Source organism: Halomonas sp. MS1 (assembly GCF_024182575.1).
GTDB lineage: Bacteria > Pseudomonadota > Gammaproteobacteria > Pseudomonadales > Halomonadaceae > Vreelandella.
Window position 1 is genome coordinate 4219026 of the sequence record NZ_CP098926.1, and the last position, 26577, is coordinate 4245602.

Here is a 26577-nt window from a genome sequence, read left to right on the forward strand (position 1 = left end):
CTTAGCCAGGAATACGGCGAATGCGCGCACCCAGCAGCTGTAATTTTTCCTCAATGCACTCATAACCACGATCGATATGATAAATACGATCTACAAGCGTTTCGCCTTCAGCCATCATTGCCGCGATCACCAATGATGCTGACGCACGAAGGTCGGTAGCCATTACCGGCGCACCTGAAAGCTTTTCTACGCCTTCAATCAGTGCCGTATTACCTTCAAGGGCAATATTCGCCCCCATCCGGTTTAGCTCTTGCACGTGCATAAAGCGGTTTTCAAAGATGGTTTCCACTACCCGGGAATGCCCCTCAGCGACAGCATTCATCGCCACAAACTGGGCCTGCATATCGGTAGGAAATGCTGGATAGGGCGCAGTGCGAATATTAACCGCTTTTGGGCGCTTACCGTGCATATCCAACGCGATCCAATCATCGCCACTGGTAATCTCAGCACCGGCTTCTTCAAGCTTCGCAAGCACCGCTTCTAAAATATCAGCACGGGTGCGCTTCACTTTCACGCGGCCACCCGTCATGGCAGCAGCCACCAGGAAAGTACCCGTTTCAATACGATCAGGCATGACATCGTGCTCGCAGCCGTGCAGCGTCGCAACGCCCTCAACCACGATTGTGTCAGTACCATGCCCACGAATATTGGCCCCCATCTTGATCAAACACTCGGCGAGATCGACAATTTCTGGCTCGCGTGCAGCATTTTCAAGAATAGTGGTGCCCTCAGCGAGCGTTGCCGCCATCAGCAGATTCTCAGTACCCGTTACCGTCACTGTATCAAAGAAGATAGTCGCCCCTTTCAAGCGTCCATCAACTCGGGCACGAATATAACCCGCTTCAACGCGGATCTCTGCGCCCATCGCCTCAAGACCACGAATATGCAAGTCCACCGGACGTGAACCAATGGCGCACCCGCCTGGAAGAGAAACATCTGCCTTACCGAAATGTGCTAACAACGGGCCTAACACCAGAATGGAGGCGCGCATCTTCTTAACGAGTTCATAGGGAGCATGACACTGCGTTACCTGAGAGCCGTCAAGCTGGATACTGAGCTTCTCCCCCATCACCGGCTCAACGCCCATCCGCCCTAGCAGCTCCAGCGTCGTAGTGATGTCCTGCAAATGAGGCAAATTACCAATAATGACCGGACCATCTGCCAAAAGGCTGGCACACAAAATTGGCAACGCCGCATTCTTAGCGCCACTCACCCACACTTCGCCATCTACCGACCCATTGCCGGTAATGATTAATTTATCCATAGAGAAGCCGCTACTATGCGTTTTCCGGTGCAGTTTGCCACTGCGCCGGAGTAAACGTTTTGATACTAATGGCGTGCAGAGCGCCGGATGCAATTTCGTCATTTAGCGCCGCATAGACCAGCTGCTGACGCTTTACAGGAGAAAGACCTTCAAAAGCTTCGCCAACCGCGATCACCTGAAAATTGCAGCCTTCACCCTGGATATGAAAATCACATCCATCGATGCGGGACTCAAGCAGTGCTTTTACCTCGTTGGGTTGCATAAGACAGGAAACTCCTTTGGGTCATTAAACTAGGTGGTTGAAATAGGGGGTCGTTGAATTAGAGAGGAACAGGGGGAACATGATAAAGAAAAGCGGCACGCTTGGCGATGCCAGACGAACACTCACGCTTCAGCGTTGGGCGAACCTATTAGCGCATCGAGCTCAGCGAGCGACGTTAAACGCTCAAGCGGAGCAGACAATGCAATCGAGGTAACGACAATGCCTAGCGAGTGACACGCACGCAGCCATTCAAACAGAACGCTAATCGCCGCGCTACTCGCCTTTGAAACGCCTGAAAAATCGAGGACAACATCCGTTAATCGAGTACTTTCAAGCCATTTAACGCCTGCAGCGGCCACTTCGGCCGCTGCATTGACATTGAGATCACCCTGAACCGCCAGCGCGCAAGACTGCGCAATCAGCGAAACATAGGGCGTAGATAACAGCGTCGTCACGCGTTGCCCCCTTGCTCAAGCTCGTCGACACCAATTTCGGGTGACCAGCTACGAATGACGGCATCGTAGTCTCGGTTATGTTCGCGCATCGACTGGTCAAACTGATTACGGAAGGTCAGCCCTAAATTGATGCCATTAACAATCACATTGACTACTTTCCACTCACCATCTGAAAGTCGCAGACTGTAACTAACGGGGTAAACCTGACCATTAGTGGCAACAACTTCCATATCAACACTAGCTTGATCTTCATAGCGCTGGCCGCGCTGGTCGGTCAACACTCTCAACTCATCGTAATCAAAGGTCACGAGGCCACGCGTGTACGTGTCGATCAGAGTTTGACGAAAGACATCGGCAAACCGACTACGCTGTTCTGGCGTTGCATTGCGAAAGTAGCTGCCCATCACGCTAGCGCCAATATAACGAAAATCCGCCACACCATTCAGACTATCGTTGACTAACGCTTTAAGTTCATCAAGATTATTGGCGTAATAATCTTCTCTACCGTTAATCTGCTCCATGAACTCATTGACATTGTCACGAACCAACGCTTCTGGCGATTTCGACTGAGCCTGGGCAGCAAAAGGCAGCAGAACAACCGCCAGCATTATCAAACAGAGCCAACGACGGGCCAACATTACGCTATTATCTTTCATTAAAGTCACCTCATGACAACTGACAGCACCCACGCTGCTTAGTTAGTAACCATATTGGATACAAATTGCTGGATAAGTTCTTCGAGCACCAAGGCAGACTGGGTGTCTCGAATAACATCCCCCTCTTCAAGCACTTCAGGAGCGCCGCCAACGCTCAGGCCAATATACTGCTCACCGAGCAGCCCAGCCGTCAAAATAGCCGCAGTAGTATCTTGCGAAAGCTGACCTTCAAGGTCGCTATCGAGGCTCAACACCACCCGCGCATCATACCACTCGGTATCAAGCTCAATGGCCTCTACCCGCCCCACAGTAACACCGGCCATGGTGACTCGCGCACGTGGTTTCAGGCTGCCAATATTGGAAAAACTGGCCTCAAGACGAAACGTGTCGGACGATGTTGAAAGCGTCATACCGCTTACGCGCAAGCCCAAAAAAACAAGCCCCAGAATGCCCGCAAGCATAAACAGACCAACGCCAAACTCCATGGTTTTACTGCGCTTCATGTTATTGCTCCACCCATTAAAGGCCGCCAAACATCACGGCGGTCAATACAAAATCCAGCCCCAAAACAGCAAGCGATGAATACACCACCGTGCGTGTTGTCGCACGTGAAATACCTTCAGAGGTAGGCACTAAGTCATACCCTTGGAACACCGCAATCCAGGTGACGACCACTGCAAATACAAGGCTTTTGATGATTCCATTACCGATATCATCAACAAACGAAACACTAGCCTGCATATTGCTCCAGTAAGAGCCTTCAAAAACCCCCAGCCATTCCACACCAACCAGATAGCCACCCCAAATCCCCACCACGCTAAAACCAACGGTCAGAATGGGTAGCGCAATAAAACCTGCCCACAGCCTTGGCGCCACAACCCGGCGCAGTGGGTCAACGCCAATCATTTCCATGCTGGTTAACTGCTCAGTCGCCTTCATCAGGCCAATTTCCGCCGTCAACGCAGAGCCCGCGCGCCCAGCAAACAGTAGCGCAGCAACCACCGGCGCCAACTCTCGAAGAAGCGAAAGAGCAACCATCTGGCCAAGCGCCTGCTCTGCCCCAAAGTCAACCAAAATGGTATACCCCTGTAGCGCAAGCACCATGCCTATAAACAGCCCTGACACCAGCACAATAGCCAGAGACAGTACACCGACAAAGTGCACTTGGCGCAGCCACAGCGACCACCCTTCCCGAGAAGGCACCCCTACAGCCGACTGAGCAAGAAAGACACCTGCGCGCCCTAACGACTCTAAGGCATCACACCCTTTTTGCCCCAGCCGAGCAACATGCGAAATAGCATGTTTAATATTTGATTGCATTTAACGCACCTTCCCTGCGGAGGCTTGGCCTAGAATATCGCGGTAAAGCGTCTCAGCGGGATAGTGAAACGGCACCGGCCCATCTGGCTCACCATGAATAAACTGGCTTACTCGGGGATCTTGGTTCGTATCTAAGGTACTTGGCGTGCCAGAGGCTACCACCTGCCCATCGGCAATGAGGTACAGATAATCCGCAATGCTGAGGGTCTCTTTGATATCGTGCGAAACGATCACTGACGTAAGCGACAGTGCCTGATTCAGCCGCTTAATTAGCTGTACAAGCACCCCCATAGAAATGGGGTCTTGCCCGACAAAAGGCTCATCATAAAGGATTAACTCTGGGTCAAGCGCTACCGCCCGTGCCAATGCCACACGCCTTGCCATCCCCCCCGAAAGCTCAGCAGGCGACAAGTGCCTAGCCCCGCGCAAACCCACTGCCTGTAACTTAAGAAGTACTAGATCGCGTATCATAGGGTCAGGCAAGTCAGTATGCACCCGAAGCGGAAACGCTACGTTTTCAAATACATCAAGATCCGAAAACAGTGCGCCGCTCTGAAATAACATACCCATACGCTTACGCAGCGTAAACAAGGCCTTACGCGATAGGCGATGGACATCTTGACCATCGATTAGCACTCGCCCCCGGTCAGGCGTTAATTGCCCACCAATTAGCTTTAAAAGGGTCGTCTTGCCGGTGCCGCTTGGCCCCATGATGGCCGTTACCTGGCCACGCGAAATCGTCATATTGATGCCGCGAAAAATATCATGATCACCCCGCGAGAAGTACAAATCTTCAATTTCGATGAAGGGAGCATCGGTCATGGGCTGGCTGGCCTTGATGGTCGTCTTGCCGCAGCAGCAATAGTATATGCTGGCTACGCATGAGTTAGTTAAAAACAAATAATTCAAAAAAACAGCTAGTTTAAAAGCACAGACAGTTTAAAAAACAGTGTTTTCGAAATATTATCGAACATCGTAACTGAACGCTACTCACAGTAACAGATGCGCTCATTGCAACCGCACTGAGGAGTAGGATACGCGCCTTACCTACAAACCGCGCCAAGATGTTATTCTTAGCGACCTACTTTTGACCGCTTATGAAAAGAGATGCCCTCATGCGCCAGCCACTATCGACACCTAGCCCACTGCGTGAAAGTGCGCTGCGCACACTGCAAATTGAGCAAGCCGCTATCGGTGGGCTTCAGGCAAAGCTTGATGAGAGTTTTGACCACGCTTGTGAACTTATCCTTGCCTGCCAGGGCCGCGTAGTGGTAACCGGCATGGGTAAGTCCGGCCACATTGCGGGCAAGCTAGCTGCAACGCTGGCAAGCACCGGTACGCCTGCTTTTTTTGTACACCCAGGTGAAGCCAGTCACGGCGATCTCGGTATGATCACCCGCGCAGATGTTGTGCTAGCCCTCTCGAACTCTGGCGAAACCGCAGAGGTCACCGCGCTGCTTCCGCTGTTGAAACGCCTAGGAACCCCCCTTGTCAGCATGACGGGACGCCCGGGGTCCACATTAGCCAAACACGCCGATGCTCACCTTAATAGCGGCGTTGAACGCGAAGCCTGCCCTCTCGACTTAGCGCCGACTAGTTCAACCACTGCGGCACTTGCCTTAGGTGATGCCTTAGCCGTGGCATTATTAGAAGCACGTGGCTTCACCGCGGAAGATTTTGCGCTCTCACACCCAGGTGGAAGCCTCGGCAAACGCCTACTTTTGCGTGTAAAGGATTTAATGCACAACGGATCACGCCTCCCCCAAGTAGCATTAGGCAGCCCGCTACGGGACGCACTGTTGGAAATTACTCGCCAAGGGCTGGGCTTTACCTGCGTCGTCGATAGCGAAGGACGCCTTGCCGGCGTTTATACCGACGGTGACTTACGCCGAACGCTGGATCAGTTTCATGACCTACGTGACGTCCTAGTTGATGATGTGATGACACGCCCTGGAAAACGTATCGGTCCCGATGTGTTAGCAGCTGAAGCGGTACGCATCATGGAAGACAGTCGAATCACCGCACTGGCGGTCGTGGATGATCAGCAGCGCCCCATTGGCGCGCTGCATATGCATGACTTACTTGCTAGCGGTGTCATTTAATCATTCCTTTCAGACATTAATAATACGGAGGCTTCATGGCCCTACCTGACGCTCTACAAGACCGGATTCGTCGCGTAAAATTGCTTGCCATTGACGTTGACGGCGTACTTACCGATGGCCGCCTCTATTTCCAAGCTGACGGTATCGAAATCAAAGCGTTTCATACCCAAGATGGCCACGGCCTCAAACTTTTGAAGCGCGTCGGAATCCATGTTGCCTTAATTACTGGGCGTGATTCTCCCATGGTCAGCCAACGTGCTGCGTCGTTAGGCATTACCCATGTGTATCAAGGGTGCGAGGATAAACTCACTACGCTACGCGCGCTTTGCCAACGCCTAGATATTACGCTTGAGCAGGTTGCTTATTGTGGTGACGACCTACCCGACCTTGCTCCAATGAAACGTTCTGGCGTAGGCATCACCGTCCCTAATGCTCCTGATTATATGCATACCCACGCTGACTGGATCACCGACCGGCTTGGTGGCCACGGCGCTGTGCGTGAAATCTGCGACACTTTATTGATGTCTCAAGGCCATTGGGATGCTGTTTTAGATACGTACCTGCACGGCCAATCGTAATGCGCTTTTGGGTTAAAAAACGCATTTGGATAACCATCATGGTGCTTGCCTTAGGTGGCATACTGGTATGGTTGGATCCACGCGGCCCTCAAGACCAATCAATCGACGCTGAGGCTCGCGCTCAAGAGCCCGGCCATGTATTAGAGAATGCAGAAATCACTCTGTTTGGTGACACCGGTGCCATCCAGCAGTCGCTGACGACGCCGCGCTTAGTCCATACCCCTCAAACGGCGATGACAGATGTCTTCTCCCCCAGGGCAACACTATTCGATAGCGAAGAGCGTCAATGGCTAGCGACGGCGAAGACCGGCACCCTAAATACTGACACGCAGGTGCTCACGCTAGCTGGCTCAGCCCAATTACTTGCACCCGACGAGGGCTGGCAGCTGAATACAGAGTTATTACATTATGATGGCACCACCCGTCATGCTTGGAGCGATGCCGAAACCATACTTCAGCAACCGCCCCAGCGCATTGGCGCTTCACGCATGGATGTATGGCTGGATGATAGCCAGATCCGCTTAACCAATAACGTGCGCGGCGTTCACCCGCCTGCCACTCGTTCTCAGTAGGAGTCGCGATGAACGCTCTTATTCGCACGGCACTCTTCGTCATTGCACTACCCATTTCAGCGGCAGCGCTACCGGTCATGGCACAAAGCCAAGCCCCCGTAGAAGTAGAGGCTGACCGTTTAGATCTCGATCAACGCGCAGGCACTGCTGTGTATTCAGGCAACGTCGATATTCGGCAGGGCAATATGCAACTGCGCGGAGATCGCGTTGAGATTCAGCGCAACGATGCTGGCGAGCTATCGCGCGCCGTTGCAACCGGTGGACGAGCCTATATACGCAACCAGCTCGAAGACCAAGCTAGCCCAATGGAAGGCTGGGCAAAGCGCATTATTTATCATGTTGCCGAGCGTCGGGTAGAGCTCATTGACCAAGCGGAACTGACCCAGCAAGCAGATCGCTTTGAAGGTGGACGCTTAGAGTATTTTATCGACCAAGGTGTGGTTCAGGCGCGTTCTGATGTTAGTGGTAGTGAACCACAACGTATCCGCATGACTCTTCAGCCGGAACAATAGGAGTGTCCAGTGGCGACAAATAACGCAGAGCCTGCACCTCAAACCACAGCCTCAGAATCAGCGCCGATAAAAACCCTTTATGCTCGCCACCTAGCCAAAAGCTATAAACGCCGCCGTGTCGTTAAAGATATTAACCTAGAGATATCTCAAGGCAGCGTGGTAGGGCTGCTAGGCCCCAATGGCGCTGGCAAAACGACATCGTTTTATATGATTGTCGGCTTGGTAAAGTCTGATGCGGGAAAGGTTGGCATTGACGAGCTTGATTTAACCCATGCCCCCATGCACGAACGTGCAATGGCAGGTATTGGCTACTTGCCTCAGGAAGCCTCTATTTTTCGCAAACTTTCTGTCGCCGACAACATAATGGCAATCTTGGAAACTCGTAAAGAACTCGATCGTAACGCCCGGGAGCAGCGCCTTGAGTCGCTACTCGAAGATTTCCACATCACGCACATTCGTGACAACTTCGGCATGAGTCTTTCGGGCGGAGAGCGTAGACGTGTTGAGATCGCACGCTCCCTCGCGACAGAGCCTGCCTTTATTCTGCTTGATGAGCCATTTGCCGGCGTTGACCCGATCTCAGTGGGTGATATTAAAACGATCATTCGAGCCCTCAAAAAACGCCATATCGGCGTGCTGATCACTGATCATAACGTCAGGGAAACACTAGATATTTGCGATATTGCCTACATTGTAGGTGACGGTCATATCATCGCCAGTGGCCCCCCTCAGGAAATTCTCAACAACCAGCGGGTAAGAGACGTTTATTTGGGGGCTGATTTCCGCCTGTAAACAGCCACCTGCAGAAAAAATAGTAGTGGTGGCATAGTTATTGCACTTGCACCAAGCCATAACTCGCACTAGGGTGGAGCTTTCTGATTAACGAGTGGTTCTCAGATGGTCATGAAAGCTTCTCTTCAATTGCGTATCGGTACACAGCTGACCATGACACCTCAGCTGCAGCAGGCCATCGCCCTGTTACAGCTATCAACGCTGGACCTCCGTCAAGAAATTCAGCAAGCACTTGATGCCAATCCAATGCTTGAGCAGGAAGATGAGTTCGGCGAACAGGCCGTTAGTGAACCCCAGGAAGCTGAATGGTCCGAAAGCATTCCTAATGAACTCTCTACTGACAGTGACTGGTCAGACACTTATCAAGACCTAGGCAGCCATGGCACCAGCAGCGAGGGGCCTGACTTTGAGCGTCAAGCCGCGGGTCAAAGTTTGCATGGCCACTTACTTTGGCAACTCGCCATGACAGATTTTTCACCACGCGACCATGCCATTGCTGAAAGCCTCATCGATGCACTGGATGCCAACGGCTACCTAACCCAGCCTCTCAATGACATTCGCGAAGGACTTAAAGCCCAAGGGCATGAAGGCCTTAGCCAGCGTGAAGTTGAAACAACCTTGCTGCGCCTTCAACAGTTTGAGCCCACCGGTGTATTTGCGCGCGACCTGCGGGAGTGCTTAATGCTGCAGCTCGCCTCACTACCCGAAGATACACCGCTGCTGATGCCTGCCAAGCGGCTAGTGCGTCAATTTCTTGAAGCGCTCGGTAAGGATGATGTGCGTTTGCTAAAGCGGCGGTTAAGCCTGGATGATGAGCAGCTTGATGACGTCATTCGCTTGATCCGCAGCCTTGATCCTCGCCCAGGAAGTGCCTTTGGCGACACAGATGACAGCTATGTAACGCCAGATTTAGTCGTCCGCCATGACCACGAAGGATGGCACCTGGAGCTAAACCCAGAGGCACTGCCGCGCTTGCGCATTCAACCTGACTACGCAAGCCTCATCAAACGGGCTGACAAGAGCCAAGATAACCAGTTTTTAAAAGAGCATCTCCAGGAAGCGCGCTGGCTCATCAAGAGCCTTTCAAGTCGAAATGATACGCTACTGCGGGTGGGCCGAGAAATCATAGCGCGCCAAATAGGCTTTCTGGAACACGGTGAAGAAGCCATGAAACCGCTGATTTTAGCCGACATCGCAGACGCCGTTGAAATGCATGAATCTACTATTTCCAGGGTCACCACCCAGAAATATATCCATACCCCGCGCGGTGTGTTCGAACTCAAATACTTCTTTTCCAGCCAAGTAAGTGGCCAGGACGGCGGCGACAGTCATTCCAGCACCGCCATCCGGGCTCGAATCAAAAAACTGGTGCAAGATGAACCGCCCGGCAAACCGCTCTCAGACAGCCGCCTCGTGGCGCTATTGGAAGAGGGTGGCATTAATGTAGCAAGGCGAACGGTGGCCAAATATCGCGAGTCGATGGGCATTCCCTCTTCAAGCGAGCGCCGCCGTTTACGCTAATAAAACAGTGCTAACGAGACAAAGTCTGTCTAGGGGCTTTGCAATAGCGCAAAAAGGGTTACAATCGAAGAACAGTCCGATGGATAAGGAGCACGTCAATGCAAGTAAATATCACTGGTCATCACGTAGATCTGACTGACGCCTTGCGTGACTATGTAAATGAGAAGCTGGAACGCGTTGAGCGCCATTATGACAACATCACCACCGTACAAGTAACCTTATCTGTTGAAAAGGAGCGTCAGCAAGCTGCCTGCACCCTGCATGCTGCAGGAGCCGATCTACACGCAGAAGCATTAGACAATGATATGTATGCTGCGATTGATGCACTAGCGGACAAAATTGACCGTCAACTCGTTAAACACAAGGAAAAAGCACAAGCTCGCGCCCAAGGCGCTGGCGTGCGTTAACTCAATGACGTTGGAAACCATACTTCCCCCGGAGCGCGTGCTGTATGACGTCCCCGGGGGCAGCAAAAAAAGGGTGCTGGAATTTTTCAGCACCTTTATTGCGCAAAACACGCCAAGCCTAGATAGCCAAGAAGTCTTCAGCCGCCTGATTGGTCGTGAGCGTTTGGGTAGCACTGGAATAGGCAACGGCGTTGCCATTCCTCACGCCCGTAGCCCTCACTGCAGCTCGCCTATCGCTGGTTTTTTAAAGTTAGCCGAGCCTGTAGATTTCGATGCTATTGATGGCGATCCCGTCGACCTTGTTTTCGTACTTTTAGTACCCGAAGAGGCGGACGACACGCACTTAGCCTTATTAGGGCAAGTGGCGTCTATCATGAACAGCGTTGACACACGTCAGCAGCTTCGTAGAGCGGCTAGCCAACGTGAGCTATTGGACCTTATAACAGCAAAAATTCGTGAACAGCCTGTTAGCTAAAGGGTCCACCGCTAGACACTGCCTACTAAGTCCAACGTTTACCTCCATTTTTATTGGCATGCCAAGAGAAACTCTATGCAATTGGTGATCATTAGCGGCCGTTCAGGGTCCGGTAAATCTATCGCCTTACAAGCGTTAGAAGATCTTGGCTATTGTGCCATCGATAACCTGCCCGCCATGCTACTCAGCTCCCTGGTGGATGAGCTTCGTGAGCAAGGGGCACGCCCCCAACTAGCGGTAAGTATCGATGCGCGCAATTTACCTGCTGCATTAAAGCAACTGCCAAAAATGCTTGAATCTTTGCGCCAGAAAAGCATTCACTTCCAGGTTATCTATCTAACCACCGATGCGCGAATTCTTCTTGAGCGATACTCAGCCACGCGTCGTCGCCACCCTCTTACGCGTGATAGTGACATGACGCTTGAAGAGGCCATCAATAAAGAAGAAGAAACCCTGCTCGACATCCGTGATCTGGCTGACCTGATGATCGACACATCGCGTCTGTCGGTTCATGACCTGCGCCGCCGGATAACGGATCAGGTTGCCCAACAGCGTGAAGATAGATTAACGCTGACACTAGAGTCATTTGGCTATAAACGGGGCGTCCCACTTGACGCAGATCTCGTCTTTGACGTGCGCTGCCTACCAAATCCGTACTGGGATCCTACACTGCGCCAATACACTGGCCGTGATGCCAATATCATCCACTTTCTGAAGGGATATCCTGTCGTAGAAGAAATGCGCAATGATATCCAGACATGGCTGGAAAAGTGGCTACCCGCTTACCAAAATAGCCAACGCAGTTATATGACGATTGCGATTGGCTGTACCGGCGGGCAGCACCGCTCTGTCTTCATGGTGGAACAACTGGCGCAAATGCTGGTAAAACAAGCGGGAGAGGTTCAACTCCGTCATCGTGAGCTAGGCCTGCAGTACACCCTCAGTGAGCAGCAGCCCTCCACATCCGCGCCTTCAACAGACGCGCAATAAGCAACGCCTTTTCTTCACGACCCCACTCGGCTAAAAGGAACCAGAGTGCCAGAAAGAACCTTAACACTCACTAATCAGCGCGGCCTTCATGCTCGCGCAGCGACAAAACTCGTCAAGTGTGGCCAACAATTTTCTGCCAACATTCACGTTTACAAACAACAACAAATGGCAGACGCGGCCAACATTATGTCGTTATTGATGCTGGCCGCCCCTTGTGGCACTGAACTTAGAGTTCATGCGGAAGGCGACGACGCCGAACAAGCGCTAGAGGCGATTGAAGCGCTGTTCGACGCACGTTTTGACGAAGAGCACTAACATCAGCAAAACAGCGTCAGCCAACGTGCTAACTGAGCTGTTAGCTCAGTTGTTAGTTACCAGCGACGGTCATTGCATCAATTAGCCAGCTACCCGTGTGAATACTGCCACGGGTATCGATGTCATCACCGACGGCGACCAAGCCAGCAAACATGCTATTCAAATTACTGGCAATAGTGAATTCTTCGATAGGGTGCTGTATTTCGCCATTTTCTACCCAGAAGCCTGCCGCGCCTCGCGAATAGTCGCCAGTCACGCCGTTAACCCCCTGCCCCATTAGCTCAGTCACCCAAATGCCACGCCCCATCTGCTTCAGCAAATCATCTCGGGGCGTCAGCGGCGCTAACAAACGTAAATTGCGTGCCCCACCTGCATTACCTGTCGATTGCATGCCTAAACGCCGCGCACTGTAAGCAGACAGCATATAGCTGGCCACACTACCCTGATCAATAAAGCGATTGTTGCGAGTCTGAACGCCTTCAGCATCAAACGGCGAGCTAGCCGTCGCCCCCACCTCCATAGGCCGTTCTTCCAAACCAAACCAGCTCGGGAATAGCGGGCTACCTAAACGATCACATAAGAAAGAGGATTCGCGATAAAGCGCCCCACCTGCCAACGCCCCCATCAAGTGACCTACCAAGCCGCTGGAAAGTGATGGGTCGAACAGCACTGGGAAGGTGCCTGTTGGCGGCCGTTGAGCGCCTAACCGACGTAGCGTGCGTAATGCCGCTTCGCGGCCAACCTCCGCAGGATCTCGAAGCATGGCAGGATTACGAGCCGAGGTATAATCGTAATCGCGCTGCATGCCCTTCTCATCCTGTGCAATCAGCATACAGGAAAGTGAATGGCTGCTGCCTTTCTGGGTGCCGAGGAAACCGTGGCTGTTCGCGTAAACTCGCACTCCCTCACCACTGGATAGCGAAGCGCCTTCCGACTGATGAATTCCCGCTACATCACGCCCCGCTTGCTCACATGCCAGCGCCAAATCGATTGCTTCATCGGTCGTCAACGCCCAGGGATAATGCACTTTAAGGTCAGGTAGGTCAGTTGCCATTAGCGACGCATCTGCTAACCCTGCGGCAGGATCCTCACCCGTATAACGGGCAATTGCCAGGGCTTTCTCTACCGTGGCTTTAATTGACGCGCTGCTGGCATCGGTAGACGAGGCGCTGCCCTTGCGCTGCCCAACATATAGCGTAATGGCAATCCCTTGATCACGTGAAAGCTCAACAGTTTCAACTTCACCAAGACGCACGCTTATCCCAAGACCTTGATCTACACTAGCGCCTACCTCAGCAGCATCTGCGCCTAATTTTTTTGCCAGCGCAAGCGCCTCTTCAGCACGCTGGGTTAACAGTACCTGCTGGGCCGCTGCATCAAATGCTTGTGCCATTTTGGCCTCCTTTTCGCCTGAATCGCATTGGCGGATCAATGTTGTGGTCGCAGCCTGATATAATGCTGCAAACGAAACTAATTAGTGAGTTCTAGTATGCCTAAGCAACGCCCCGAGCCCTTCGATATTGATGAACAAGAAGAGCGCCCCAGTAAATCTCAGCTCAAGCGGGAAATGCATGCCCTTCAGGCGCTTGGCGAAACGCTTATCGCGATGAAACCTGCCGAGCGCGCAAAATTTCCGCTCTCTGACGACATGTTACGCGCCATAGAAGAAACCTCGCGCATCCGCTCCCATGAAGGCCGCCGTCGCCATATGCAATATGTGGGCAAGCTTATCCGCAAAGAGGACCTTACTGCCATACAGGGTGTCTTCGACGCTATCGAGCAGGAAAAAGAGCAGCGCGATCATGCCTTTCACCGGCTAGAAAAATGGCGCGATCGGTTGGTCGAAGAAGGTGACAGCGCTGTCGATCTATTTATGGCGGAATACCCTAACGCTGATCGCCAGGCAATACGACAACTGGTACGCAATGCGCGTAAAGAGCGTGAGCAAAGTAAACCACCGACCAGCTCGCGCAAGCTGTTCAAGCACTTACGCGATACGCTGGCACTCTAACCCCTGCATGTCTCAATGACTGGTTCATAATAAACGTTTTAAGTTATTCATTAACACTGTTTTAGGACTTACCATGCCCTGCCAAAGCACACCCCGTTATCCTAAGCACTTAACTGGCGAAGGCCCGCATAACCCCCTCCCAGGTATCAAAGTATTAGAACGCCGCATTGGCAAGGACCCCCCCCCATCGGCTGGGCTCTAATGAAGGCCTGGATATGCCCGACCGCGCACTGCGCGAACACTTTGGCGATGCCCTGGCCGAACACGTTTACTGCTACGGCGATGCCGAAGCGCTGGGTATGCGCCAACACTTGAGTGCTCAGCAAGGTATTGCGCTGGAAACTCTGTTAGTAGATGCCGGTGCTGACGGCTTGATTGCCCTGGCTCTGCGCACTACCTACGAACAGGGAGAAACCGTCGCCAGCACCGCAGACACCTACTCCACCTTAGGATATTTTGCCAAAGGCCAGGGGTGCCGACGTACTCCCCAACGCCACCAACTTCATCGGCATTCGCCTACCCAGCGCTGACATTGCCGCGACGGTGCATCAGCAACTGTTGGCGGAACGCGCTTTGGTGGCACGGCTGGCGTACCCAGAACTTGCCAACGTGATACGCATTACCGCCGTGGCGGATGCTTTGGTGCCTGGGCGCTTGGCAATTCTTGAACAGGCAATCGCCACACCGACTTAATTCAGGTTTTAACCTCAATATACCTAATTACAGGGATAGCGATAGACGGGAGTACCTGCTTAAATTCTGCCTACATGGGTGCGGAGTTTATAAGTACCTCTCATCACCGTTATCCCTGTTCTTCATACACAGCGATGATGAACCACGGGAGTCACCAGGAAGCCGTGTTTATGAATCGTTGTTACCGTATCGCCTGGAACCATCGCAAGGGTGTTTGGCAAGCCATTTCGGAGGTAGGAACATCTATCAAAGCACGGGGTAGCACTTGCCGTTTGGCCATTGGCGCAATACCGGCAGCGGCAACCCTGGGGCTTTCGTTCATCGCTTCCAATGCGTACGCCGAGCTACCCAGTGGCGGTACAGTGGTGGCCGGTGATGCGGCCTTTAGCCCGCATGGCAACACGCTTACCATTGACCAAACCAGCCAGCATACGGCGATCAACTGGGAGCGTTTTTCCATTGGTGAGCACAACCGCGTTCACTTTAACCAGCCCAATGCGGATGCCGCCGTCCTAAACCGGGTAACCGGTAGCGAAGTATCCACTGTCCGCGGTGCGCTAGAGGCTAATGGCCGGGTCTTTTTGGTCAACCCCAACGGCATACACTTCTCTTCAACGGCACGCGTGGATGTGGGGGCACTGGTCGCCTCCACGCTGGACATCTCCACCGAAGACTTCATGGCTGGCAACTACACCTTCGAAGGTAGCAGCGGCAACGCGGTCATCAACGCCGGGAATATCACCAGCGCTGCCGGGGGCCATGTGGCGATGATCGCCGCCGAGATCATCAACACGGGCAGCATCGCAACGCCCCAGGGCAGCACCCTGATGGGCGCGGGTAGCCGTGTCACCCTCGACCTGGGCGGCCCGGTCAAGATTGAAGTGGAAGAAGCGCGCCTGGCCACCCACATAGAACAGGGCGGTGCGATTCACGCCGACGGCGGCCTGGTTTACCTCACTGCCAAAGCGGCCAACGACCTCACCGCCAGCGTGATCAACCACACCGGCATTACCCAGGCCCGCACCCTGGCCACCGGCGAGAATGGTCAAATTATGCTGATGGGCGATATGACCAGTGGCCGTGTCGAAGTAGCAGGCACCCTGGATGCCTCGGCACCGAATGGCGGCAACGGCGGCTTTATCGAAACCTCGGCGGCCAGGGTTAGCTTCACCGATGAGGTACAAGTGACGACCCACGCCGCCCACGGCGACACCGGCGAATGGCTGATCGACCCCACCGACTTCTACATCAATACCGGTAGTGACTCGAAAACCGACAGTGGCATTGGCGCGGACACCCTCAGTGCCAATCTGGCCAACACTGACGTTACCCTGCAAACCGTGGCCACCGGCAGCGATAACGGGGACATCTATGTAGACGCCGCCGTTAGCTGGAATACCGCCACCACCCTCACCCTGAAGGCCCACAACGACATTAACATCAACCAGTCCATTACCGCGCAAAACGGTACATTGGTATTGGATGCCGCTAAAGATATCACCAGCACCGGTGCTATCGACGTTGATGTCTTTGACCTGGCCAGCGGCCACTGGCAACAAAACAGCGCCAACCTGCCCACCTTCACCGCCAACGACTTCCGCCTTAAGGAAGCCACCGCCAGTTTCCTACGCGTGCAAGGGGGCAGCGGCAACGGTGCCGACCCTTATCAGCTCACTGACATCTACGGCTTACAGGGCATGGCATCCCTCACCCTGCTAAGCGATGACTTCATACTGACGGGCAACATCGACGCCAGTGGCACCGTTGGCTGGAACGCTGGGGCAGGCTTCTTCCCCATTGGCTATTCCGGCCCCCCCTTCAGCGGCCCCCCCTTCACTGGCAGCCTCGATGGCCAGAGCCTGGTGATTAACGGCCTGACCATCAACCGGCCCGGGGAACATAGCGTTGGCCTCTTCGGCGCCACCAGAGCACCCGCCAGCCTGACCGGTATCGGTTTGGTCGCGGCGGATATCACGGGGGGGCACTACACCGGCAGTCTGGTGGGATTCAACCAAAGCTCTATCAGCCAGAGCTATGCCACTGGCAACGTCACTGGCACCTCCTTTATCGGCGGCTTGGTAGGAGTCAACAATAGCTCTATCAGCCAGAGCTATGCCACTGGTAACGTCACTGGCGATAACTATTATGTCGGCGGCCTGGTGGGAGTCAACAATAGCTCTATCAGCCAGAGCTATGCCACTGGCGACGTCACTGGCTTCACCTATGTCGGCGGCTTGGTGGGAGTCAACAATAGCTCTAATAGCTCTAATAGCCAAAGCTATGCCACCGGCGACGTCACTGGCGCTTACTATGTCGGCGGCTTGGTGGGACTCAACCATAGCTCTATCAGCCAGAGCTATGCCACTGGCGATGTGAGCGGCACTAACATTATCGGCGGTCTGGTGGGAGTTCATAGGGGCACCATTAACAACAGCTTCTGGAACAGCGACGCGGCGGGAGGCAGCGCCGGTATAGGAGACGGTAATAGTGGCACGGTGACCAACACCAGCGGCAAAACTCACGCCGAGCTTCAAGAGCTGGCAACCTTTGCCAGTTGGGGCGCGGACATCGACGCCGAAGGCGGCACCGGTAGCGTCTGGCGCCTTTACGAAGGCCATACCACCCCGCTGCTGCGCACCTTTCTTACGCCGCTGGACGTGCGGCCAGAGTATGATGGCAGTGGTACGCACCAGAGTAATATTGCCGCCGTGAACACGGAAGCCTGGAATACCGCAGACACCCACCATGTGTTTGGTACCGGCACCTTGAGTACGGGCAGCACCTTGACCCTCACCGGCAGTGACAATACCGGGGAATACCTGGCGACCTCCGATGCCTTCAGCGATGTCTACTCCGACCAGCAAGGCTACGACCTGATCACCACCCGCGTGATCAACGACAGCAATGTGACCACCACCGGCGACATCGCCCTGACCCACGGTGTCAGCTGGGACAACGGCACCCTGCGCATCGACACCAGCGGCACGATTACCGCAGACGACATCAATGGTGGTGCCGACAGCGTGTTTGACCTGGCCAGTGGCCATTGGGTGCAGAACAGCACCAATCTGCCCACCTTCACCGCCAACGACTTCCGCCTTAAGGAAGCCACCGCCAGTTTCCTACGCGTGCAGGGGGGCAGCGGCAACGGTGCCGACCCTTATCAGCTCACTGACATCTACGGCTTACAGGGCATGGCATCCCTCACCCTGCTGGGACAGCACTCTGCACTCACCAACGACATCGACGCCAGTGGCACCGCCCACTGGAACAACGTAGGCACAGCAAGCGAAGGCTTCAACCCCATTGGCGATTTCAGTAACCAATTCACCGGCAGCCTCGATGGCCAGGGCCTGGTGATTAACGGCCTGACCATCAACCGGCCCAGGGAACATAACGTTGGCCTCTTCGGCATCACCAGTGCACCCGCCAGCCTGACTGGTATCGGTTTGGTCGCGGCGGATATCACGGGGAGGGACATCACCGGTAGCCTAGTAGGAGATAACCGTGGCTCTATCAGCCAAAGCTATGCCACTGGCAACGTAACTGGCGTCACCTATATCGGCGGCCTAGTGGGAGTCAACAGAAGTGGCTCTATCAGCCAAAGCTATGCCACTGGCGACGTGAGCGGTAATGCAGCTGTAGGCGGCCTAGTGGGAATCAACGACAATGGCTCTATCAGCCAAAGTTATGCCACTGGCGACGTGAGCGGTAATGCAGCTGTAGGCGGCCTAGTGGGAATCAACGACAATGGCTCTATCAGCCAAAGTTATGCCACTGGCGACGTCACTGGCGTCAACTATGTCGGCGGCTTGGTGGGAATGAACGATGACTCTATCAGCCAGAGCTATGCCACTGGCAACGTCACTGGCACTTACTATGTCGGCGGCTTGGTGGGAGTCAACGATGACTCTATCAGCCAGAGCTATGCCACCGGCGACGTTACTGGCACTGCCAGTGTCGGCGGTTTGGTGGGAGAGAACTGGAGCACCATTATCAACAGCTTCTGGAACAGCGACGCGGCTGGTGCGGGTGCGGGGATCGGCAAAACTCACGCCGAACTGCAAGAGCTGGCAACCTTTGCCAGTTGGGGCGCGGATATCGACGCTGAAGGCGGCACCGGTAGCGTCTGGCGCCTTTACGAAGGCCATACCACCCCGCTGCTGCGCACCTTTCTGACCACGCTTGATGTGAACGCAGATGACGCCACGGTGACCTACAATGGCGCCACCCAGACCGGCCCCGGCACCTGGTACGCAGACGCTCCCCACGATGCCAGCTTGATACTCGGCACGGGTATCGTCTCCGGCAGCGGTACCGATGCAGGGGGTTATGCAGTGGCGCTGGAAGGGCTGTACTCCTCCCAACAAGGTTACGACCTAATTCTGAATGATGGCACCCTGACCATCGACAAGGCTAGCGCCACCGTTACCGCCAATAGCGACACGACCACCTACAGCGGCGGCCTGCAAAACGTCAGCGGCTTTACCGCCACCGGCCTGGTCGGCGGTGAAGACGCCAGCGTGCTGGCAGACGTAACCACCACCGGCGGCAGCGGCACCGACGCCGGTACCTACACGCACACCGCCAGCGGCACCGATGGCAACTACGACCTGACCTTTGTGGACGGCACCCTGACCATCGACAAGGCTAGCGCCACCGTTACCGCCAATAGCGACACGACCACCTACAACGGCGGCAGCCAGAACGTCAGCGGCTTTACCGCCACCGGCCTGGTGGGTGGTGAAAACGCCAGCGTGCTGGCAGACGTAACCACCACCGGCGGCAGCGGCACCGACGCCGGTACCTACACGCACACCGCCAGCGGCACCGATGGCAACTACGACCTGACCTTTGTGGACGGTGCTTTAACCATCGACAAGGCAACGGCCACCGTTACCGCCAATAGCGACACGACCACCTACAGCGGCGGCCTGCAAAACGTCAGCGGCTTTACCGCCACCGGCCTGGTCGGCGGTGAAAACGCCAGCGTGCTGGCAGACGTAACCACCACCGGCGGCAGCGGCACCGACGCCGGTACCTACACGCACACCGCCAGCGGCACCGATGGCAACTACGACCTGACCTTTGTGGACGGCACCCTGACCATCGACAAGGCTAGCGCCACCGTTACCGCCAATAGCGACACGACCACCTACAACGGCGGCCTGCAAAACGTCAGCGGATTTACCGCCACCGGCCTGGTGGGTGGTGAAGACGCCAGCGTGCTGGCTGACGTAACCACCACCGGCGGCAGCGGCACCGACGCCGGTACCTACACGCACACCGCCAGCGGCACCGATGGCAACTACGACCTGACCTTTGTGGACGGTGCTTTAACCATCGACAAGGCAACGGCCACCGTTACCGCCAATAGCGACACGACCACCTACAACGGCGGCAGCCAGAACGTCAGCGGCTTTACCGCCACCGGCCTGGTGGGTGGTGAAAACGCCAGCGTGCTGGCAGACGTAACCACCACCGGCGGTAGCGGCACCGACGCCGGTACCTACACGCACACCGCCAGCGGCACCGATGGCAACTACGACCTGACCTTTGTGGACGGTGCTTTAACCATCGACAAGGCAACGGCCACCGTTACCGCCAATAGCGACACGACCACCTACAACGGCGGCCTGCAAAACGTCAGCGGCTTTACCGCCACCGGCCTGGTGGGTGGTGAAAACGCCAGCGTGCTGGCTGACGTAACCACCACCGGCGGCAGCGGCACCGACGCCGGTACCTACACGCACACCGCCAGCGGCACCGATGGCAACTACGACCTGACCTTTGTGGACGGTGCTTTAACCATCGACAAGGCAACGGCCACCGTTACCGCCAATAGCGACACGACCATCTACAGCGGCGGCAGCCAGAACGTGACCGGCTTTACCGCCACCGGCCTGGTGGGTGGTGAAAGCGCCAGCGTGCTGGCTGACGTAACCACCACCGGCGGCAGCGGCACCGATGCCGGTACCTACACGCACACCGCCAGCGGCACCGATGGCAACTACGACCTGACCTTTGTGGACGGTGCTTTAACCATCGACAAGGCAACGGCCACCGTTACCGCCAATAGCGACACGACCACCTACAACGGCGGCAGCCAGAACGTCAGCGGCTTTACCGCCACCGGCCTGGTGGGTGGTGAAAACGCCAGCGTGCTGGCAGACGTAACCACCACCGGCGGTAGCGGCACCGACGCCGGTACCTACACGCACACCGCCAGCGGCACCGATGGCAACTACGACCTGACCTTTGTGGACGGCACCCTGACCATCGACAAGGCAACGGCCACCGTTACCGCCAATAGCGGCACGACCACCTACAACGGCGGCCTGCAAAACGTCAGCGGCTTTACCGCCACCGGCCTGGTGGGTGGTGAAAACGCCAGCGTGCTGGCAGACGTAACCACCACCGGCGGCAGCGGTACCGATGCCGGTATCTATACTCACACCGCCAGCGGCACCGATGGCAACTACGACCTGACCTTTGTGGACGGTGCTTTAACCATCGACAAGGCAACGGCCACCGTTACCGCCAATAGCGACACGACCATCTACAGCGGCGGCAGCCAGAACGTGACCGGCTTTACCGCCACCGGCCTGGTGGGTGGTGAAAACGCCAGCGTGCTGGCTGACGTAACCACCACCGGCGGCAGCGGTACCGATGCCGGTACCTACACGCACACCGCCAGCGGCACCGATGGCAACTACGACCTGACCTTTGTGGACGGTGCTTTAACCATCGACAAGGCAACGGCCACCGTTACCGCCAATAGCGACACGACCACCTACAGCGGCGGCCTGCAAAACGTCAGCGGCTTTACCGCCACCGGCCTGGTCGGCGGTGAAAACGCCAGCGTGCTGGCTGACGTAACCACCACCGGCGGCAGCGGCACCGACGCCGGTACCTACACGCACACCGCCAGCGGCACCGATGGCAACTACGACCTGACCTTTGTGGACGGTGCTTTAACCATCGACAAGGCAACGGCCACCGTTACCGCCAATAGCGACACGACCACCTACAGCGGCGGCCTGCAAAACGTCAGCGGATTTACCGCCACCGGCCTGGTGGGTGGTGAAGACGCCAGCGTGCTGGCTGACGTAACCACCACCGGCGGCAGCGGCACCGACGCCGGTACCTACACGCACACCGCCAGCGGCACCGATGGCAACTACGACCTGACCTTTGTGGACGGTGCTTTAACCATCGACAAGGCAACGGCCACCGTTACCGCCAATAGCGACACGACCACCTACAGCGGCGGCCTGCAAAACGTCAGCGGATTTACCGCCACCGGCCTGGTGGGTGGTGAAGACGCCAGCGTGCTGGCTGACGTAACCACCACCGGCGGCAGCGGCACCGACGCCGGTACCTACACGCACACCGCCAGCGGCACCGATGGCAACTACGACCTGACCTTTGTGGACGGCACCCTGACCATCGACAAGGCTAGCGCCACCGTTACCGCCAATAGCGACACGACCACCTACAACGGCGGCCTGCAAAACGTCAGCGGATTTACCGCCACCGGCCTGGTGGGTGGTGAAGACGCCAGCGTGCTGGCTGACGTAACCACCACCGGCGACAGCGGCACCGACGCCGGTACCTACACGCACACCGCCAGCGGCACCGATGGCAACTACGACCTGACCTTTGTGGACGGTGCTTTAACCATCGACAAGGCAACGGCCACCGTTACCGCCAATAGCGACACGACCACCTACAACGGCGGCAGCCAGAACGTCAGCGGCTTTACCGCCACCGGCCTGGTGGGTGGTGAAGACGCCAGCGTGCTGGCTGACGTAACCACCACCGGCGGCAGCGGCACCGACGCCGGTACCTACACGCACACCGCCAGCGGCACCGATGGCAACTACGACCTGACCTTTGTGGACGGTGCTTTAACCATCGACAAGGCAACGGCCACCGTTACCGCCAATAGCAACACAACCACCTACAACGGCGGCAGCCAGAACGTCAGCGGCTTTACCGCCACCGGCCTGGTGGGTGGTGAAAACGCCAGCGTGCTGGCAGACGTAACCACCACCGGCGGTAGCGGCACCGACGCCGGTACCTACACGCACACCGCCAGCGGCACCGATGGCAACTACGACCTGACCTTTGTGGACGGTGCTTTAACCATCGACAAGGCAACGGCCACCGTTACCGCCAATAGCAACACAACCACCTACAACGGCGGCCTGCAAAACGTCAGCGGCTTTACCGCCACCGGCCTGGTGGGTGGTGAAAACGCCAGCGTGCTGGCAGACGTAACCACCACCGGCGGTAGCGGCACCGACGCCGGTACCTACACGCACACCGCCAGCGGCACCGATGGCAACTACGACCTGACCTTTGTGGACGGCACCCTGACCATCGACAAGGCAACGGCCACCGTTACCGCCAATAGCGACACGACCACCTACAACGGCGGCCTGCAAAACGTCAGCGGCTTTACCGCCACCGGCCTGGTGGGTGGTGAAAACGCCAGCGTGCTGGCAGACGTAACCACCACCGGCGGCAGCGGTACCGATGCCGGTATCTACACGCACACCGCCAGCGGCACCGATGGCAACTACGACCTGACCTTTGTGGACGGTGCTTTAACCATCGACAAGGCAACGGCCACCGTTACCGCCAATAGCAACACAACCACCTACAACGGCGGCCTGCAAAACGTCAGCGGCTTTACCGCCACCGGCCTGGTGGGTGGTGAAAACGCCAGCGTGCTGGCAGACGTAACCACCACCGGCGGCAGCGGCACCGACGCCGGTACCTACACGCACACCGCCAGCGGCACCGATGGCAACTACGACCTGACCTTTGTGGACGGCACCCTGACCGTCCAACGCCGACCCGTGACCGTCACCGCTGACCATCAGCGTAAAACCGAAAATAGCCCTGACCCCGAGTTGACCTGGCAAGCCGGTTGCGGCGCGCTTAGCGCCGACTGTGGCCTCGCCGAAGGTGAACACCTCGCAGGCCAGCTCGAACGTGATGCAGGAGAAGGGGCAGGCCAATACACGATCCAACAGGGCACGGTAACGGACAACCACAATACCAATTACGCGATTACCTTCGAGCCTGGCGAGCTAGTCATAGCGTCAGTGCCAACGCCAGAACCTGAGCCAGAACCAACGCCTGAGCCAGAACCAGAACCAACACCTGAGCCAGAGCCAACACCTGAGCCAGAGCCAACACCTGAGCCAGAGCCAACACCTGAGCCAGAGCCAACACCTGAGCCAGAGCCAACGCCTGAACCTGAGCCAACGCCTGAACCTGAGCCAACGCCAACGCCCGAGCCCGAGCCCGAGCCCGAGCCGGAACAGGGTCACCCTGATTGGCGTGCTCAGGTTGCCATCAACATGTTGCAACAGGAAATGGCTAACGCCGCGAGCAATAATGCGCGTGCCACGACTCTCGATAACGTCCAGGATGGCACTATGCCGCTGGTGGTCATCCAACACGGTATTCAATTATCTAACAACAGCGAGGACGAGCACTAACCAGAATACGGCGTCCCTTATGAAGACTGGCAAAGGGACGCCACTGAATTACCCGCGACCAAGCAGCCTCATCGCGGGTAATTCCTTTTCAGGTTTTAACCTCAATATACCTAATTACAGGGATAACGATAGACGGGAGTACCTGCTTAAATTCTGCCTACATGGGTGCGGAGTTTATAAGTACCTCTCATCACTGTTATCCCCGTTTTTCATACACAGCGATGATGAACCACGGGAATCACCTGGAAGCCGTGTTTATGAATCGTTGTTACCGTATCGCCTGGAACCATCGCAAGGGTGTTTGGCAAGCCATTTCGGAGCCAGGAATTTCTACCAAAAATAGTCTCGCCAATATGTTGCTGGCTGAACAACTTAGATGGAGTACTGAATGAAACAGCGCTACTCACGGGCCTACACCAGCCCCCTCTTTCGACCAGCTAATCGATTAAAATACAATCTGTCTCTTTGCACTTACTTGTTAATGAGCGGTGGCGCTTTCGCTCAACTACCGCCCGATGCAGGGCAGATATTGCAACAAAGCGAGCCCCGCACTGCTGGCCCTCAATCTTCAACGGTTCAGTTGAACCTCCAAGGGCAGCCGCTTGCTGAGGCTACCCCAGGTGGACAGCAAATCAGTTTGAACAGTATTCGCTTTAGAGGTAATAGCCACTTCACCACCAGCGAGCTTCTCCAACTTGTTCAAGATCAGATAAATCGCCCACAGGATCTGGCGGGCATTCAGGCGATTGCTAACCGAATCAGCCAGCATTACCGCGATAACGGCTATTCTTTTGCACAAGCCCTTATTCCTGCACAATCACTGGATAATGGCATACTTGAGCTTCAGGTAGTTGAAGGGCGCTATGGTCAAGTGACGGCTACCAGCGATGACCCTACTCTAGCCGCGGCTACCAGCCCCTGGTTATCCTCTTTACGTACAGGCATGCCTATTGAGTCTACTTCTTTGGAGCGTAGAGTGCTGCTTTTGGGTGACCTGCCAGGAGTATCGTTCACCCCTATTATGCGCCCTGGCACCGACCTGGGTGAGGGCGATTTGGAGGTTCAAGTGCATAGCCGTCAGCGTATTATGGGTAGCATTGGAGCTGATAACCACGGTAGCCGTTTTTCCGGGGAATACCGTGGCCGAGTTAGCCTTTCAGCACATCATTTAGCGACGTTGGGCGACGAGTTAAGCCTCACTAGCCTTTACTCCAACGAGAGTACCTGGTTAGGCGATTTACGCTATTCAAGCCCACTGGGTACCAGCGGTCTGCGCGGTGAACTAAGTTATGCTTATACCGATTATGCTCTCGGTAAAGGATTTGAAGGGTATACCGGCACAGCGGACGCTTATTCTATGGGTGTCTACTATCCACTAGTACGAAGCCAACAGTCTAATGTGTCATTAAGCGCACGATATCTCTATAAAGACCTGCACGATGATATTGATCTCTTTAACTATCGCCAAGCCACTAGTAGCCATAGCTTACCATTGGGTATACGTTTTGATCACCGGGATGCTTTAGGTGCAGGGGGTGTTACCTACGGCACAGTGACACTGGCACCTGGCACACTCTCCCAAGCAAAAACTGGATTGGACGATGCTGACTACGGCTTTACTTACATAACGCTGGACGCAGCCAGGGTTCAAGCACTAGGCAGTGGTTTTGAAATATATGGCCGCGTCAATGCCCAGTGGGCAGATGTTGATAGTCTTGACGGCTCTGAAAGTTTCTCTTTAGGAGGGCCATACGGAGTACGCGCTTATCCCGTTGGCGAAGGGTCGGATAGTCGTGGCTGGCTAGCTCAACTAGAGGCTCGTTACCATGTAGGCAACAGCATGGTGCCGTATGTATTTGTAGATGGCGGACGCACCCCTGGAGGCGATAACGATGATGACACACGGTCGCTTTCGGGAGCCGGTATCGGGCTGCGCTATCAACATGAACGCATTAGCCTAAATGTCAGTAGCGCATGGAAATTGGATGGCGGCGATGCCCAGGCTGATAACCAGCAGCGCACCCCTACCGTCTGGGCTTCAACAAGCTATCGTTTCTGATCATTCTCAGTACAAGATAGCAAGGCTTTGAGACCGTTAAATCTTGCCGAATACGACTGATCCACGCAGCCCAGGCTG

At 55.5% G+C, this 26577-nt stretch carries 22 protein-coding genes and 1 pseudogene; 15 read left to right on the top strand and 8 right to left on the bottom strand.

Going from position 1 to position 26577, the window contains the following annotated elements; all coding sequences use genetic code 11:
- Position 1: 1 nt before the first annotated feature.
- The 7 genes from murA to NF683_RS19605 all read right to left on the bottom strand — a co-directional run bounded on the left by murA (position 2) and on the right by NF683_RS19605 (position 4779).
- A complete protein-coding gene (gene murA / locus NF683_RS19575; protein WP_038485478.1) occupies positions 2-1264 on the bottom strand; it encodes a UDP-N-acetylglucosamine 1-carboxyvinyltransferase in 1263 nt (420 codons plus the stop codon).
- 13 nt (positions 1265-1277) lie between these two features.
- Entirely contained in the window at positions 1278-1526 is a 249-nt protein-coding gene (locus tag NF683_RS19580; protein ID WP_038485481.1) for a BolA family protein, read from the bottom strand.
- Between the two features lie 122 nt (positions 1527-1648).
- Positions 1649-1981, bottom strand: a complete 333-nt coding sequence (locus NF683_RS19585; RefSeq protein ID WP_089037704.1) for an STAS domain-containing protein — start codon at positions 1979-1981, stop codon at positions 1649-1651.
- Positions 1978-2637, bottom strand: coding sequence for an MlaC/ttg2D family ABC transporter substrate-binding protein (locus NF683_RS19590; RefSeq protein ID WP_089037703.1), 660 nt, complete (start codon positions 2635-2637; stop codon positions 1978-1980). The genes NF683_RS19585 and NF683_RS19590 overlap by 4 nt, the downstream gene beginning before the upstream one ends.
- A 38-nt stretch (positions 2638-2675) precedes the next feature.
- Positions 2676-3140, bottom strand: coding sequence for an outer membrane lipid asymmetry maintenance protein MlaD (gene mlaD, locus NF683_RS19595; RefSeq protein WP_038485491.1), 465 nt, complete (start codon positions 3138-3140; stop codon positions 2676-2678).
- A 16-nt stretch (positions 3141-3156) separates the two neighbouring features.
- Positions 3157-3957: a lipid asymmetry maintenance ABC transporter permease subunit MlaE gene (gene mlaE / locus NF683_RS19600; RefSeq protein WP_089037702.1), complete on the bottom strand. Its 801-nt coding sequence runs from the start codon at positions 3955-3957 to the stop codon at positions 3157-3159.
- A complete protein-coding gene (locus tag NF683_RS19605; protein WP_089037701.1) occupies positions 3958-4779 on the bottom strand; it encodes an ABC transporter ATP-binding protein in 822 nt (273 codons plus the stop codon). It abuts the gene before it with no gap.
- 293 nt (positions 4780-5072) lie between these two features.
- Between NF683_RS19605 and NF683_RS19610 the strand changes: the two genes are divergently transcribed.
- The 10 genes from NF683_RS19610 to NF683_RS19655 all read left to right on the top strand — a co-directional run bounded on the left by NF683_RS19610 (position 5073) and on the right by NF683_RS19655 (position 12221).
- A complete protein-coding gene (locus NF683_RS19610) occupies positions 5073-6059 on the top strand; it encodes a KpsF/GutQ family sugar-phosphate isomerase (protein WP_083005806.1) in 987 nt (328 codons plus the stop codon).
- A gap of 35 nt (positions 6060-6094) precedes the next feature.
- Complete coding sequence (locus NF683_RS19615) at positions 6095-6637, top strand: KdsC family phosphatase (RefSeq protein ID WP_089037700.1); 543 nt, start codon at positions 6095-6097, stop codon at positions 6635-6637.
- Positions 6637-7209: an LPS export ABC transporter periplasmic protein LptC gene (gene lptC, locus NF683_RS19620; RefSeq protein ID WP_198361449.1), complete on the top strand. Its 573-nt coding sequence runs from the start codon at positions 6637-6639 to the stop codon at positions 7207-7209. Before NF683_RS19615 ends, lptC begins: the two co-directional genes overlap by 1 nt.
- Before the next feature lie 8 nt (positions 7210-7217).
- Entirely contained in the window at positions 7218-7721 is a 504-nt protein-coding gene (gene lptA, locus NF683_RS19625) for a lipopolysaccharide transport periplasmic protein LptA (RefSeq protein WP_089037699.1), read from the top strand.
- Positions 7722-7787: 66 nt separating this feature from the next.
- A complete protein-coding gene (gene lptB, locus NF683_RS19630) occupies positions 7788-8513 on the top strand; it encodes an LPS export ABC transporter ATP-binding protein (RefSeq protein ID WP_089040829.1) in 726 nt (241 codons plus the stop codon).
- 105 nt (positions 8514-8618) lie between these two features.
- Complete coding sequence (locus NF683_RS19635) at positions 8619-10034, top strand: RNA polymerase factor sigma-54 (RefSeq protein ID WP_089037698.1); 1416 nt, start codon at positions 8619-8621, stop codon at positions 10032-10034.
- Between the two features lie 98 nt (positions 10035-10132).
- Positions 10133-10441 (top strand): ribosome hibernation-promoting factor, HPF/YfiA family, encoded by a 309-nt coding sequence (hpf, locus tag NF683_RS19640; protein WP_009721972.1) that lies wholly within the window; start codon positions 10133-10135, stop codon positions 10439-10441.
- A 4-nt stretch (positions 10442-10445) separates the two neighbouring features.
- Positions 10446-10916: a PTS IIA-like nitrogen regulatory protein PtsN gene (gene ptsN, locus NF683_RS19645; protein ID WP_089037697.1), complete on the top strand. Its 471-nt coding sequence runs from the start codon at positions 10446-10448 to the stop codon at positions 10914-10916.
- A gap of 75 nt (positions 10917-10991) precedes the next feature.
- Positions 10992-11906 carry an RNase adapter RapZ gene (gene rapZ, locus NF683_RS19650; RefSeq protein ID WP_089037696.1) on the top strand — a complete coding sequence of 305 codons (915 nt, stop codon included), beginning with the start codon at positions 10992-10994 and terminating at the stop codon, positions 11904-11906.
- Positions 11907-11951: 45 nt separating this feature from the next.
- A complete protein-coding gene (locus NF683_RS19655; RefSeq protein WP_089037695.1) occupies positions 11952-12221 on the top strand; it encodes an HPr family phosphocarrier protein in 270 nt (89 codons plus the stop codon).
- A 52-nt stretch (positions 12222-12273) separates the two neighbouring features.
- On the opposite strand, the gene pmbA is transcribed toward NF683_RS19655, so the two are convergent.
- On the bottom strand, positions 12274-13614 hold the full coding sequence (gene pmbA, locus NF683_RS19660; protein ID WP_089037694.1) for a metalloprotease PmbA: 1341 nt from the start codon (positions 13612-13614) through the stop codon (positions 12274-12276).
- Positions 13615-13710: 96 nt separating this feature from the next.
- Here pmbA and yjgA point away from each other — a divergent pair, with 96 nt between their 5' ends.
- The 5 genes and pseudogenes from yjgA to NF683_RS19680 all read left to right on the top strand — a co-directional run bounded on the left by yjgA (position 13711) and on the right by NF683_RS19680 (position 26499).
- Positions 13711-14232 (top strand): ribosome biogenesis factor YjgA, encoded by a 522-nt coding sequence (gene yjgA, locus NF683_RS19665; protein WP_089037693.1) that lies wholly within the window; start codon positions 13711-13713, stop codon positions 14230-14232.
- A gap of 73 nt (positions 14233-14305) precedes the next feature.
- Positions 14306-14925, top strand: a pseudogene (locus tag NF683_RS19670) (hypothetical protein).
- A gap of 170 nt (positions 14926-15095) precedes the next feature.
- The gene (locus tag NF683_RS19675) at positions 15096-24440 is read left to right on the top strand and encodes an MBG domain-containing protein (RefSeq protein WP_253920763.1); all 9345 of its coding nucleotides are present in this window, start codon (positions 15096-15098) and stop codon (positions 24438-24440) included.
- A 257-nt stretch (positions 24441-24697) separates the two neighbouring features.
- Positions 24698-24832, top strand: coding sequence for an ESPR-type extended signal peptide-containing protein (locus tag NF683_RS21460; RefSeq protein ID WP_157697979.1), 135 nt, complete (start codon positions 24698-24700; stop codon positions 24830-24832).
- Positions 24829-26499 (top strand): ShlB/FhaC/HecB family hemolysin secretion/activation protein, encoded by a 1671-nt coding sequence (locus tag NF683_RS19680; protein WP_232471458.1) that lies wholly within the window; start codon positions 24829-24831, stop codon positions 26497-26499. The genes NF683_RS21460 and NF683_RS19680 overlap by 4 nt, the downstream gene beginning before the upstream one ends.
- Positions 26500-26577: the final 78 nt, after the last annotated feature.

What these genes read in the sequence shown, in the direction of transcription:
- ptsN (WP_089037697.1), top strand. Translation starts at nt 10,446, where the DNA reads ATGACGTTGGAAACCATACTTCCCCCGGAGCGCGTGCTGTATGACGTC.
- hpf (WP_009721972.1), top strand. Translation starts at nt 10,133, where the DNA reads ATGCAAGTAAATATCACTGGTCATCACGTAGATCTGACTGACGCCTTG.
- NF683_RS19675 (WP_253920763.1), top strand. Translation starts at nt 15,096, where the DNA reads ATGAATCGTTGTTACCGTATCGCCTGGAACCATCGCAAGGGTGTTTGG.
- NF683_RS19605 (WP_089037701.1), bottom strand. Translation starts at nt 4,779, where the DNA reads ATGACCGATGCTCCCTTCATCGAAATTGAAGATTTGTACTTCTCGCGG.
- murA (WP_038485478.1), bottom strand. Translation starts at nt 1,264, where the DNA reads ATGGATAAATTAATCATTACCGGCAATGGGTCGGTAGATGGCGAAGTG.
- NF683_RS21460 (WP_157697979.1), top strand. Translation starts at nt 24,698, where the DNA reads ATGAATCGTTGTTACCGTATCGCCTGGAACCATCGCAAGGGTGTTTGG.
- NF683_RS19635 (WP_089037698.1), top strand. Translation starts at nt 8,619, where the DNA reads ATGGTCATGAAAGCTTCTCTTCAATTGCGTATCGGTACACAGCTGACC.
- NF683_RS19610 (WP_083005806.1), top strand. Translation starts at nt 5,073, where the DNA reads ATGCGCCAGCCACTATCGACACCTAGCCCACTGCGTGAAAGTGCGCTG.
- rapZ (WP_089037696.1), top strand. Translation starts at nt 10,992, where the DNA reads ATGCAATTGGTGATCATTAGCGGCCGTTCAGGGTCCGGTAAATCTATC.
- lptA (WP_089037699.1), top strand. Translation starts at nt 7,218, where the DNA reads ATGAACGCTCTTATTCGCACGGCACTCTTCGTCATTGCACTACCCATT.
- lptC (WP_198361449.1), top strand. Translation starts at nt 6,637, where the DNA reads ATGCGCTTTTGGGTTAAAAAACGCATTTGGATAACCATCATGGTGCTT.
- NF683_RS19580 (WP_038485481.1), bottom strand. Translation starts at nt 1,526, where the DNA reads ATGCAACCCAACGAGGTAAAAGCACTGCTTGAGTCCCGCATCGATGGA.
- pmbA (WP_089037694.1), bottom strand. Translation starts at nt 13,614, where the DNA reads ATGGCACAAGCATTTGATGCAGCGGCCCAGCAGGTACTGTTAACCCAG.
- NF683_RS19615 (WP_089037700.1), top strand. Translation starts at nt 6,095, where the DNA reads ATGGCCCTACCTGACGCTCTACAAGACCGGATTCGTCGCGTAAAATTG.
- NF683_RS19590 (WP_089037703.1), bottom strand. Translation starts at nt 2,637, where the DNA reads ATGAAAGATAATAGCGTAATGTTGGCCCGTCGTTGGCTCTGTTTGATA.
- mlaE (WP_089037702.1), bottom strand. Translation starts at nt 3,957, where the DNA reads ATGCAATCAAATATTAAACATGCTATTTCGCATGTTGCTCGGCTGGGG.
- mlaD (WP_038485491.1), bottom strand. Translation starts at nt 3,140, where the DNA reads ATGAAGCGCAGTAAAACCATGGAGTTTGGCGTTGGTCTGTTTATGCTT.
- yjgA (WP_089037693.1), top strand. Translation starts at nt 13,711, where the DNA reads ATGCCTAAGCAACGCCCCGAGCCCTTCGATATTGATGAACAAGAAGAG.
- NF683_RS19680 (WP_232471458.1), top strand. Translation starts at nt 24,829, where the DNA reads ATGAAACAGCGCTACTCACGGGCCTACACCAGCCCCCTCTTTCGACCA.